The 12630-nt window shown below is 46.6% G+C and carries 8 protein-coding genes; 2 read left to right on the plus strand and 6 right to left on the minus strand.

Annotation, left to right across the window (positions count from 1 at the left end; translation table 11 throughout):
- Positions 1 to 25: 25 nt before the first annotated feature.
- The gene (locus tag MKY44_RS30060; RefSeq protein WP_036611338.1) at positions 26 to 784 is read right to left on the minus strand and encodes a tyrosine-protein phosphatase; all 759 of its coding nucleotides are present in this window, start codon (positions 782 to 784) and stop codon (positions 26 to 28) included.
- A gap of 155 nt (positions 785 to 939) precedes the next feature.
- Complete coding sequence (locus MKY44_RS30065) at positions 940 to 1344, minus strand: hypothetical protein (protein WP_341010174.1); 405 nt, start codon at positions 1342 to 1344, stop codon at positions 940 to 942.
- A gap of 378 nt (positions 1345 to 1722) precedes the next feature.
- Here MKY44_RS30065 and MKY44_RS30070 point away from each other — a divergent pair, with 378 nt between their 5' ends.
- On the plus strand, positions 1723 to 2091 hold the full coding sequence (locus MKY44_RS30070; protein ID WP_047841965.1) for a helix-turn-helix domain-containing protein: 369 nt from the start codon (positions 1723 to 1725) through the stop codon (positions 2089 to 2091).
- 97 nt (positions 2092 to 2188) lie between these two features.
- Here MKY44_RS30070 and MKY44_RS30075 read toward each other — a convergent pair whose 3' ends face one another.
- The 4 genes from MKY44_RS30075 to MKY44_RS30090 all read right to left on the minus strand — a co-directional run bounded on the left by MKY44_RS30075 (position 2189) and on the right by MKY44_RS30090 (position 10916).
- The gene (locus MKY44_RS30075) at positions 2189 to 2344 is read right to left on the minus strand and encodes a hypothetical protein (RefSeq protein ID WP_017690128.1); all 156 of its coding nucleotides are present in this window, start codon (positions 2342 to 2344) and stop codon (positions 2189 to 2191) included.
- 230 nt (positions 2345 to 2574) lie between these two features.
- Entirely contained in the window at positions 2575 to 7173 is a 4599-nt protein-coding gene (gene gltB / locus MKY44_RS30080) for a glutamate synthase large subunit (protein ID WP_341010175.1), read from the minus strand.
- A 672-nt stretch (positions 7174 to 7845) separates the two neighbouring features.
- Complete coding sequence (locus MKY44_RS30085) at positions 7846 to 10128, minus strand: YhgE/Pip domain-containing protein (RefSeq protein ID WP_341010177.1); 2283 nt, start codon at positions 10126 to 10128, stop codon at positions 7846 to 7848.
- Between the two features lie 206 nt (positions 10129 to 10334).
- Entirely contained in the window at positions 10335 to 10916 is a 582-nt protein-coding gene (locus tag MKY44_RS30090) for a TetR/AcrR family transcriptional regulator (RefSeq protein WP_036611349.1), read from the minus strand.
- A 382-nt stretch (positions 10917 to 11298) separates the two neighbouring features.
- Between MKY44_RS30090 and MKY44_RS30095 the strand changes: the two genes are divergently transcribed.
- Complete coding sequence (locus MKY44_RS30095; RefSeq protein ID WP_036611351.1) at positions 11299 to 12513, plus strand: UDP-N-acetylglucosamine--LPS N-acetylglucosamine transferase; 1215 nt, start codon at positions 11299 to 11301, stop codon at positions 12511 to 12513.
- Positions 12514 to 12630: the final 117 nt, after the last annotated feature.

The raw sequence follows: 12630 nt of genomic DNA on the forward strand, positions 1-12630 counted from the left end.
ATACGTTGTGATCTATCCTATGTAACTACCAGATGGACAGTAGCCATTTGCGAGGTTTCCAGCGTTCTGTGACCAGACACGAATTCGATAGAATGTGCGACGCATTCTCTGCCAGCCTCTTAACGGCTTCAGCTCCAAATCGACGCTCGATGGCCCGCTCTCCTTCACTTATGGCAAATGTCCTTTTGCACGTATCATGTGCATCTGATGAAATGAAATGAAACCCGTTTTCTTTGCAAAAATGAAAACACCACTGCCGAACTTTCCGTCCGAAAAGCCCAGTGAAAGATTGAGCTGTGAGCTGACATAGTCCGCCTTGACTCAAGTAATCAGCCAACAATTTTGGCTTCTTCAAAATGACACGATTGCGTTCCGGATGAGCAATAATAGGGGTAATTCCCGCTATTCGTAATTCATGCAGTATCCTGGGGAACTGTGAGGGAATATGACCAAAGGGTAGTTCCAGCAACATGTAACGACTTCCGGCGAGTGTGCAGCACTTTCCTGCATATAAGTCTCCAATCAGGTTGTCATGCACCCTGATCTCCTGTCCGGGACGGATCTCCAGGCGAATGTTGCGTTTGCGAAGTTCTGCATGAAGCAGGTTCACGGCCTGATTGACCACCATCGGTTCATTGTTGTATTGCCCGTTCAGGTGATGCGGAGTAGCAATAATGGAGGTAATACCTGAGGCTGCCGCCTTCTCAGCCATCGCAACGGACTGCTCCATTCGAACAGGACCATCATCCAGGCCGGATAATATGTGGCAGTGCATTTCAACCATATCCAAACTTCCTGAAATAGTATGAGCCCCCTCGCCCCTTTATTCATTGCGCAAATGCTTTTGGTGTTAAAGAACTAATGCATAACGCTATGAAATATAGTAAAATGGCGTTAAGTACATGTTTTGTTCAGAAAATGTTAAAAATCGACTTGGAATTATATGGTGAAATCAATGTAATGATAGGGTTCCTGCAGAGCCTTTTGTTCTGTTGCCTTTTCATACTGAAAACGGGAAACCGCGGGAAACTGAACTTCAGTAAGCATTGTGTTTAACTGTCCAGTTATATATAGTTTCTGTTCGTGCTGAATATGCAAGTTTGAATGATACATTGTGAGCTCTCCGAAGGGCTGTTTCCATTGCAACCTTGCGTGAAGTCGTACACATACATGTTGATCTTCAACATCCAAACCAATGAGCATTTCTGATGATACCGGCAATTTCAGGTCGCTCAGGAAGGTAATTGCTTGAGTGTCCATTCCAAGTAACAGAACAGGGCGTCTTTTGCGGTCTACCATTTTCCCATGAAACTCCTGAATGTACATATGGACATTTAATTTCATATCAGCCCATTCCTGAATTATTGAATACATGGTTTCATTCCTTTAGAATGGATTAGCCTACATGGACTGCCTCCACTTCCTTCTCACAGGTATATGGTCCAGGCAACAAGGAGATACTTAAAATATTCCAAATGATACATTTTGTAACTCCATACGTCCAATTTACGATACAATACGTATCATGTCAAGCGGTATTTGGACATGGTTCTTTTGATTTACGACAATTTGAGATGTCCTTAGACAGACCTATTTACAAATGGAAATGGGTTAAAGGAAACACATGAGGAGTTACTCTTTTGCAGGAAAGCTGCCCTGATCAAACACTTGGCTCAGGATTGTTTCAATATATATTTGATGTCGTTCAGGGGGAAATAGCTTATGAGCTACGGAAATCGCATTGCGGAATTACGGGAACAGCGGGGACTTACTCAAGAAGAACTTGCGAGCTCCATTCATATTACAAGAGCTGCTCTCTCCCACTACGAGAAGAACCGACGTAAACCGGATTTCGAAGTGTTAACGAGACTTGCTGACATCTTTGATGTGTCTATTGATTATCTTATAGGACGTACAAAGCAAAGTGATGTTGTGATGGATGAAGACGTACGTGAATTCGTGGATACCTTGGAGTTATCGGACAAAGAAGTGTTAGAACGCTTTGATCTGATGATTGATGGGAAGTCCTTAACCGAAGAAGAGGCACGTCGTTTTATTGCATTTGTCCGGATGGAACGCAGCATGGACTAAACCCGAAAAGAGGACCCAGTTCCCGAGAGATAACCTCTCTGGCTTCTGGGCTTTTTTTGTGTCTTAATTCCCTTTCATTCCATGCTTGTCTATTGTGTCAAGGACGCTTGTTGTTGACGGAGGATACGAAATGGTTCCAACGCTCCGGGTCGATTCCGCATTGCAGTAACACCTTCATGATGTCCATCTGGGTTGCTTCGACTTGTTTACCTGTCGGCCTACGATCGTCCCTGTTTGGATGCTTCATATTCATTCCGCTAACCTCTCTTATCTTTATACTTTCCCTGCCCTCCAAAACTAGCCTTATTATACTTGAGAAAGTTCCTCGATGTTGTCGTCTCATGGCGATAACGTTTTTTGATGGGGTTCTAATTTTGTCGAAAGCAAAATAGGAGCAATATGGTGCCGGAATGGCAACCATATTGCTCCTATTATTCTTAATACAACCTGTTCATGCACTTACACCTTTGAACAAGGAGGTTATTAGCCTCCAGCACGTGCAAGTTCACGCATATTCGCTTCAAACGCTGCAAGCAGTGCTGCTTCTCCAGTCAAACCTGTTGCCTGAATCCGTTCGATCTGTTCTGTCATACGCTTGAAGTCCTTCGGAATAACCCGAACGAACTGATTCAGCGCATCTTGCCAGTTATCCAGAACGCGCTGACCGACAGCACTTCCTGTATTGGCAACATGACGTTGAATCATGCCTCGCAGATCTGCACTTTCGGCCACATCTTCGATACGCTCCAAAAGAACCATTTCCAGATTACAACGTTTCAGGAATGTGCCTTCCGGATCATACACATAGGCAATACCTCCGGACATCCCTGCTGCAAAGTTACGACCTGTATCGCCCAGTACAACGACACGTCCACCTGTCATATACTCACAACCATGGTCGCCTACACCTTCAACGACTACTTTGGCGCCCGAGTTACGTACAGCAAATCGCTCACCCGCAATACCACGGATGTACGCTTCACCGCTTGTTGCTCCGTAGAGAGCCGTGTTACCGATAATGATGTTATCTTCCGCCTCAAACGTTGCTTTCGGAGAAGGCATCACGATCAGTTTACCTCCGGACAATCCTTTACCTACGTAGTCATTGGAATCCCCTTCAACGGTCAAGGTCATACCTTTAGGTACAAAGGCCCCAAAGCTTTGTCCGGCAGAGCCGACAAATTTGAATTTAACCGTATCTTCAGGCAATCCTGCGAGTCCATATTTGCGTGTGATCTCACTACCCAAAATGGTACCTACTGCACGGTTAACGTTTGTAATTGGAAGCACCGCTTCAACCGGTTGACCGGATTCAATAGCAGACTGTGCCAGTGGCAGCAATTGTTGCATATCCAGCGTTTCTTCCAATTGGTGATTCTGATGCTGTGTGCGATAACGTGCAGAGCCTTCCGGCATTTCAGGCACATGCAGCAATACAGACAGATCCACACCTTTTTTCTTCCAGTGATCTACGGCTTCTACCGTTTCGAGGCAATCTGTACGTCCGACCATCTCCTGAATAGTACGGAAACCAAGATCAGCCATGATCTCACGCACATCTTCAGCAACAAATCGCATGAAGTTAACCACATGAGCTGGATCACCCATATAATTTTTACGCAATTCCGGATTCTGTGTCGCTACACCAACCGGACAGGTATCCATCTGACAGACACGCATCATGATACAGCCAAGTGCAACGAGCGGTGCTGTAGAGAATCCATACTCTTCTGCTCCAAGCAAGGCAGCAATCGCCAAGTCACGTCCGTTAAGCATTTTGCCGTCTGTTTCGAGGACAACACGGTCACGCAGATTGTTCAGCATCAACGTTTGATGTGTCTCTGCAAGACCTAGTTCCCAAGGCATACCTGCGTGGCGAATCGAACCTTGCGGTGATGCACCTGTACCACCGTCATAACCGCTGACGAGGATAATATCGGCACGGCCTTTGGCTACACCAGCTGCGATGGTACCCACGCCCACTTCCGAAACCAGCTTCACGTTAATCTCAGCACGCGGATTGGCATTTTTCAAGTCATAGATCAACTCTGCCAGATCTTCGATCGAGTAGATATCGTGATGCGGTGGTGGCGAGATCAGACCTACACCCGGTGTAGATCCACGAACTTCAGCAACCCAAGGATACACTTTACGTCCTGGCAGCTGTCCGCCTTCACCCGGTTTAGCTCCCTGAGCCATTTTAATCTGAATCTCATCGGCATTAACCAAATAGTTGGATGTAACACCAAAACGTCCGGATGCTACCTGTTTAATCGCACTGCGACGGGAATCCCCGTTGCTATCTTTAATGAAGCGAGCCGGATCTTCTCCACCTTCACCAGTATTGGATTTACCTCCAACACGGTTCATAGCGATGGCAAGATCTTCATGCGCCTCTTTACTGATCGAACCAAAGGACATTGCGCCCGTTTTGAAACGACGCATGATATCTTCTACGGATTCAACTTCTTCGAGTGGAATGGAAGCTCCCACCGGCTTCAGCTTCAGCATGGAGCGAATGGTCAACAATTGATCATTCTCACCTTGTACAAGTTTGGAATATTTTTTATACAGCTTGTAATCCCCAGTGCGTACTGCATGTTGCAGGGTATGAATGGTTTGCGGATTGAACAGATGCTCTTCTCCGTCGTTACGCCATTGATAATCCCCACCGGAATCCAATACTTTATCGTTACCGTCTTTTTCCGTAAAGGCACGGCTATGATGTGTCAACGCTTCGGCTGCCACTTCTTCCAACCCAATTCCACCGATACGGGAAGGTGTCCAGGTAAAGTAACGGTCAACGAAGTCTGATTTCAGACCTACCGCTTCGAAGATTTGAGCTCCACGATACGATTGAATCGTAGAAATCCCCATTTTGGACAACACTTTAGTAACGCCTTTGGTAGCTGCTTTAATGTAGTTTTTCACTGCTTTCTCATGCGAGATGCCACGCAGCAACCCTTGCTGAATCATGTCATCCAGCGTTTCGAAGGCCAGATAAGGGTTCACCGCACTTACACCGTAACCCAGCAGCAACGCGTAGTGGTGAATATCACGCGGTTCTGCCGATTCAAGCATAATGCTGACTTTGGTTCTGGTTCCCTGGCGAATCAGATGGTGATGCAGACCTGCTACAGCAAGCAATGCAGGAATGGCAGCATTCTCTGCGTCCACACCGCGGTCAGACAGGATCAGAATGTTATGACCTTTGTCGATGACACGATCCGCAGCTTCGAAGAGCAAATCCATCGCTTTGCGAAGTCCTTCTGCTCCTTCCGCAGCGGTGAAGAAGATTGGAATCGTCATGGAGCGGAAGCCTGGGCGACGCACATGGCGAATCTTCGCAAAGTCTTCATTAGACAATACCGGTGTATCCAGACGGATCTGGCGACAACTCTCCGGTTCAGGGTTCAGCAAGTTGCGCTCAGGACCAATGGTTGTTGCCGTAGACGTTACAATCTCTTCACGGATTGCATCGATCGGCGGGTTGGTTACCTGGGCGAACATCTGTTTAAAGTAGTTGTACAGACGCTGCGGACGATCCGACAGCACAGCCAGTGGTGCATCATAACCCATCGAACCTGTAGCTTCCATACCTGTTGTTGCCATGGGCTCCAGGATTTTACGCAGTTCTTCAAATGTATAACCATATGCCAGCTGAAGCTGGGTCACGTTATCATGTTTTGGATCAGGAAGTTCCGGTGCTTCCGGCAACTCGCTCAGATCCATCAAATGCTCATCAAGCCAATCCTGATACGGATTCTCAGCTGCAATAATTGCTTTTACTTCCTCATCCGCGATGATACGGCCTTCTTGTGTATCCACAAGCAACATCCGACCTGGACGCAGACGATCTTTGTACAGGATCTCTTCCGGCGCGATATCAAGTACCCCAACTTCTGAGGACAGGATAATACGTTCGTCCTTGGTTACATAATAACGAGCTGGACGCAAACCGTTACGGTCAAGTGTTGCACCAATTTGCAAACCATCTGTGAAGGCCATTGCTGCTGGTCCATCCCAAGGCTCCATCATCGTGCTGTGATATTCATAAAATGCTTTTTTGGCAGGGTCCATGCCCTCATCTGTGCTCCAAGGTTCAGGAACCATCATCATCGCCACGTGTGGCAGCGAACGGCCGCTCAGATACAGGAACTCCAGTGTGTTATCAAACATGGCTGTATCCGAACCGTCCGGATTGATGACCGGTTTCACTTTCGCGATGTCGTTACCAAACAACTCGCTCTCGAACAAGGATTGTCTAGCATGCATCCAGTTCACGTTACCACGCATCGTGTTGATCTCACCGTTGTGGATCATGAAGCGATACGGGTGAGCACGTTCCCAGCTTGGGAAGGTGTTTGTACTGAAACGGGAATGCACAAGTCCAATGGCCGATTCCACGAGTTCTTCCTGCAGATCCAGATAGAACCCGCCAACTTGTTCAGTTGTCAGCATGCCTTTATATACAATTTTGCGACAAGACATGCTCGGAAGGTAGAACGAACCACCTTCTGCTTCATCTGCCGAATAACGAATAGCCAGCTCAGCGCGTCTGCGAATAACATACAGCTTACGCTCGAATCCAAGCTCATCCTTCACATCTGCGGATCTTCCAATGAACACCTGACGTACATAAGGTTTCGCTGCAAGCGCAGAACGGCCAAGCATTTCATCAAAAGTAGGAACATCCCGGAAACCCAGGAACGTCTGACCTTCTTCTTCAATAATCTTCTTAAGGCTCTCTTCATGTGCACTGCGAATGGCAGGGTCCTGGGAAAGGAACAACATCCCTACGCCATAGAATCCCTGTTCAGGCAATGCAAAACCAAGGCGTTTCGCTTCCTCTGCAAAAAAGCGATGTGGAATCTGAATCAGGATACCTGCTCCGTCACCGGAATTCGGCTCACTTCCCTGTCCTCCACGGTGCTCCATGTTACTGAGCATGGTCAGTGCCTGACTAACGATATCGTGTGAAGGTACTCCTTTGATGTTGGCAACAAAACCCATTCCGCATGCGTCTTTTTCGAACTGCGGGTCATACAGACCCTGTTTTGGAGGTAATCCGATGTGTCTCATGGAACGCAACCTTTCTATAATGAAGTATTTCGGAAAGATCAAGAACATAGGCAACAGGCAACAATGAAACGGGAGGAGCTGGCCTTTCGCTTGCGATAGAGCCTGCTAGATAGAAGAGGTGACAGCATGAGACTGTCAAAAATAATGCCTGCTATTGGGCAGAAGCCATTAAATGAGATGAGCTGATCCGGACGATCCGGCAAACAGCCTGTATAAATCAACACGCAGCCGCTGGCACGGCTACTGAAATGGAGCGACGTTTTTTTGATATAGTTCTATTATTTTAACACCGACCTAACATCAGCGCAATTTAAACTTTTTAATACCTCTGATAAGAAATGTTTTGCAGTACAGCTTTACAGTAGTGACGTTTAAATTCATCTCTTTTTCGAATAATTATACACTTTTTAAGCCAGAGTACAACTGAATTAAATTGCTGACAGAAGAAAATCGTTCCATGTGCAGCCTAGGTTTATCCATAATTCCACCAAATTTTCACTGCTTAAGCCAGCGAAACTTTACTTCTCTATGCATTTGTATACAAAATAGCCTGCAACCCCTTTTTGGGGTTGCAGGCTATTTGCACTATTTGACTACTATATTGCATAATTTCACTACAAGAAAATAAAGTTTTTTTTCAAAAATATGACCCTGCTGAAGATCAGGTTCGACTTATGCCGTCACAACTTGACCGGAATCAGCCTGTTCGACTTCTTTTTTCGGACGTCTTCCATTCCAGAGGAAGTAAGCAAGCGTCAGCAGAATGGATACACCTGCATAGATGCTAAGAATACCTGCCTGATGCCACATCACATCCAGATTACCACTTGATACCACGGCTTTGAAGCCCATAATGCTATGTGTCATTGGTAACCAAGGACTAAACGCCTGAAGCCATGATGGAATCAGTTCTACCGGGAAGGTTCCTGCACTCGCCGCAAGCTGGAAGACCAGAAGCAGAATGACAACATAACGTCCAGGCAGATCCAGCCAGGTTACAAGTGCCTGAACGATCAACATGAAGGTCAGCCCCGTAATAATGGTAAACAGGTAGAACAGCCCTACGCTGTGCGTCTCCAGTCCAAGACCATATAACATGAAACTTGCCACGATAACCGATTGGAAAATACTCACGGACCCAAATACCAGTGTCCGGCTGACAAAACGATTCCAGCCTGTTGCACCAGGTACGGACGTTTCCCGCATTTTCAATACAATCGTGGAAATCAACGATCCCACAAACAGACCGATCGACAGGAAGAACGGTGTCAATCCTGTACCATAATTGCTCACGTTCTCTGCTGTGTTCTCCGAAGAATTCACAGGTTCAGCGAACATGTTCACTACATCATCCGTTTTCTTAACTTCGGATGTTTTCTGTGCGGCATCATTCAGCTTGGTTTCCAGTTCACTTGAGCCATCTTTTAGCTCAGTAAGGCCGTCAGCCAGTTTGCCCGCGCCATCACCCAATTGCTTGGAACCATCGGTTAGTGAACTAACGCCACCACTGAGTTTACCTACACCCGTTTGCAAAGCTGTAGTCCCTGAGCCCAGCTGCTTGGCACCATCTGCAAGCAATGTACCGCCACTTGCAGCATCACCCAGTTTGCCGCTGAACTGCTTCAGACCATCGGAGAGCTTAACGCCTCCTTGACTGAGCTGCCCTGCACCAGCCAGCAATTGCTTCTGACCATCCACCAGTTGGTTCGCACCAGCCAGAAGTTGCTCCTGACCTCCATGAAGCTCGGCTGCACCCGCAGCCAGTTGCTGGTTACCCTGATGCAGCTGATCTGCACCTTGTGCCAGCTTCTGCTCGCTCTCATGCAATTGTGCACTGCCGTCAGCAACAGCCTCACTTGCCGCAAGCAGCTTCTGTACATCCGCATTTTCAGCCAGTTCGGGGTTTGATGCAGCAAGCTGTTTCAATCCGGCGGCTACGCCCTGTGCACCATCAGCAACCTTGGAACTGCCATCTACAGCCGATTGCAGGCCTGTTGCCAGTGTACCGCTGCCCTGAACAGCACTTTGCAGACCATCCGACAGCTTTGCACTGCCCTGTTCTGATGATTTCAGACCAGCCTGCAACTTACTTGTGCCATCCAGTGAAGACTGGAGTCCAGTTTCCAACTTGGCGCTACCATCCTTCAACTGATCTGCTCCGCTCTGAAGCTGGCTCGATGCGGCTGCCTGAAGCTGTTGCAGACCGGATACAAGATTTGATGTTCCACTTTCAAGCTTGGTTGCCCCTGTGTGTAGCGCGTTAACACCATCACTTAATGGAGAAAGTCCTTCCTGAAGTTCAAGCGTTCCTGATGCAAGCTTCGCCAGGTTATCCTTGAGCTTAACAGCACCATCATCCAGTTTGCCTGCGCCGGTATTCAGTTCACCCGCCCCATCGCCTGCCTCAGCCAAGCCATCCGATACTTCGGAGAACTTGTCGAGCAATGTTTCTGCATAGGATTCCGTTACTTTGGCTGAGACTTTTGCTTTCAGGTCCTTAATAGCGGTCTTACCGATCTGAGCACCGACAAAACTGTAATTGCCATTCGGTTCATAGATCAGATCAGCCGGCTCCGGCTTGTCATCGAGCAATGTTGTTGCTTGGGATGAGAAGTTCTCCGGAATCGTAATTTGCATATAATATTTGTCATTACTCATGCCTTCTTTAGCTTGACTCGCACTGACAAAATCCCATTTAAAATCGGCATTTTTCTTCAACTCATCCACCAGATCACTACCTACATGGAGGGATTTGCCCTCCAGCTCAGCGCCTTTGTCCAGATTAACAACGGCAACCGGCATCTCATCCACATGACCATACGGGTCCCAATAGGCTGCCAGATAGATGCCACTATACAGGATCGGTATAAACATAATTGCAATAACAGGGATCAACACCTTCGGGTTTCTCACGGCCGATCCCACATCCTTGAAAAACACGGATAAAGATTTCATGTCATTTTCTCCCCTTAATCTCTCTGCTCCATGAGCAGGAATAACCATAATGAAATACAATGTCGCATTCCAGAAAACATACTGAAACACGAAGTGACCACTTTCCTCAAACGGTCAATTTAGGACAAAAAAACAACCTGTCTTCCGACAAGCCTCCCTGCTTGATACGCGTGAAAATCCTTATATTATAGTAGATTAAATTTGGATTACGTTACAGCAGCAATTCCTTCCATTAAGAAAAGGCGAAAGTAAGTCTTAATTTCCTCTTTGCTCAGCGGTTGATGTTGTTTGCTCCAGTCTGAGGTGAGTGCAATATACAGGCGAATCATCATAAATGCGACGACTTGCGGATCACAATCTCGAATCTCTCCATTGTCTTTTGCTTTCTCAAGCTCCTTAGCCAGAAAGTCGGAGATTACTTTCTCCACCTTGTCCAATCCTTCCTTGGCCTGCAGCGTTCCAAAGTCCTTCAGCTCCTGAGATAACTTAACGAGCAGATCGTGATCACGACGAAACTCTAACAAGGCATCCAGTACCCGAAACAGATTATCGAAAAATGCACTTTCCTGATGCACTTCACGATGCGCGATGTTCTTCATTTCCTGAATCACTTCTACCAGGATCTGATCAAACAATTGTTCCTTATTGGTGAAAAACGTATAGATCGTTCCTTTGCCAACGTTCGCAATCTTGGCGACCTGATCCATCGTCGTTGCTTTGTATCCAAACATGGCAAACGACTGGGCTGCCGCATGAATAACCTGCTGTCTCCTGTCAATCGGAGCCATCGTATCCCTCCTTTAATCACATTCATTGTTCAATCGCTCTACATAAATGACCAAAAATACAATTCAGTCATTCGGTCAAAACCTACAATACCACCTTAGAAATCAGATTGCAACCCTAACATTTAAAAAATTGTGTTAATATTTTTTAACCTAAATGCAGTGGAAACTCCTTCTGTCGTCGTCTATAGTGTAAGATGACTCAGATAATACGTATATATAATGAAGTTTAAGTTGTCTCATTGTAAGATATATGGTGTAAATATTCATAGAAGAAACATGATTTTGTGTTTCAATGTATATTCATGTAGTAACGCATTCCCTAGCTAGAATAAACAATGAATATCTTCATTTTGAATTAAAACTTATGAATAAAGGTGAACTCATGCGAAAACCAAGAGTGCTCTTATTATCGGAAGGTTTCGGTACCGGTCACACTCAGGCCGCTCATGCGCTGGCACATGGCATCAAAAAAGTCAGTCCACATGTTCACAGTCGTGTCATTGAACTAGGCAAATTTTTGAACCCAACGGTAGCTCCACTAATTTTCTCTGCATATCGAAAGACACTATCGGTTCAACCCAAACTGGTCAGCCTGTTGTACCGCACACAGTACAATAAATCCTTAAATGGTTTTACCAAGCTGGCGTTGCACCGAATTTTCTATACACAGACGGCACAGGTCGTATCCCAACTGAAACCCGATGCGGTGATCTGTACCCATCCTTTTCCGAATGCTGTCATCTCCCGGCTCAAACGCCAGGGTCTGAATATCCCACTCTATACCGTTGTGACGGATTATGACGTGCACGGAACATGGATTAATCCGGAAGTGAACAAATATCTGGTCTCTACCCCTCAGGTCAAAGCATTGCTTGAGATCCGGGGTGTTGATCCCTCCCATATTCAGATCACGGGAATCCCTGTGCATCCAGACTTCTGGGAAGCAGGAGATAAGGTGAAGCTACGGGAAGAGATGGGGCTTCAGAACATGCCTACGGCGCTACTTATGGGTGGCGGATGGGGACTTTCGTTTGATGAGGATCATATGAAAGCTCTCACGTCCTGGGCAGATCGTGTTCAATTGGTCTTCTGTCTAGGAAGCAATGAAAAAATGATTGCAAAAATGAAGGAAATGCCTTGCTTCCAGCACCCGAATATTCGTATTTTGGGATATACACGGGAAGTAAGCAAACTGATGGATGTATCCGATGTGCTGATTACGAAGCCAGGTGGCATGACATGCACTGAAGCGCTGGCCAAGGGTCTACCGATGTTGTTCATTCCTCCGATTGCAGGTCAAGAGGAAGAGAACTGTGAATACTTTGTACAAGCCGGATACGGCCAGGTTATTCACTCTGCCGACGTGATTACCAATCGTTTCAGACAACTAGTGGAGCAGGCATCTACTCAAACTGAAAGCCCGCTGAACGTAGCGCATCATTCAGGTAACCATTCGGTCTATGATCCGAAGTGCTGTGCCCAAGCTGTTCATGACTTATTGTTTCCGACGACAGCCGAAGTCACAACAACCTCCTTGGAGCGCTTCACAGCCGGAATTACTGCCACGTCCTTGTCAGGTACCAGAATACCATTCTGACGCCTCTACGGACCTATAGAACAGCTCTCACGAGGTGTTATTGGGGACAAGACAATTGCTCACGATATACAAAGAAGGTTCCCTTCCGAATTTTTGGAAGGGAACCTTCTTTTATTT

The sequence above is a fragment of the Paenibacillus sp. FSL R7-0026 genome (genome assembly GCF_038004485.1).
GTDB classification, from domain to species: domain Bacteria; phylum Bacillota; class Bacilli; order Paenibacillales; family Paenibacillaceae; genus Paenibacillus; species Paenibacillus xylanexedens_A.

Excerpts from the sequence above, each read along its gene's own strand:
- MKY44_RS30060 (WP_036611338.1), bottom strand. The coding sequence starts at position 784 with ATGGTTGAAATGCACTGCCACATATTATCCGGCCTGGATGATGGTCCT.
- MKY44_RS30065 (WP_341010174.1), bottom strand. The coding sequence starts at position 1,344 with ATGAAATTAAATGTCCATATGTACATTCAGGAGTTTCATGGGAAAATG.
- MKY44_RS30070 (WP_047841965.1), top strand. The coding sequence starts at position 1,723 with ATGAGCTACGGAAATCGCATTGCGGAATTACGGGAACAGCGGGGACTT.
- MKY44_RS30075 (WP_017690128.1), bottom strand. The coding sequence starts at position 2,344 with ATGAATATGAAGCATCCAAACAGGGACGATCGTAGGCCGACAGGTAAA.
- gltB (WP_341010175.1), bottom strand. The coding sequence starts at position 7,173 with ATGAGACACATCGGATTACCTCCAAAACAGGGTCTGTATGACCCGCAG.
- MKY44_RS30085 (WP_341010177.1), bottom strand. The coding sequence starts at position 10,128 with ATGAAATCTTTATCCGTGTTTTTCAAGGATGTGGGATCGGCCGTGAGA.
- MKY44_RS30090 (WP_036611349.1), bottom strand. The coding sequence starts at position 10,916 with ATGGCTCCGATTGACAGGAGACAGCAGGTTATTCATGCGGCAGCCCAG.
- MKY44_RS30095 (WP_036611351.1), top strand. The coding sequence starts at position 11,299 with ATGCGAAAACCAAGAGTGCTCTTATTATCGGAAGGTTTCGGTACCGGT.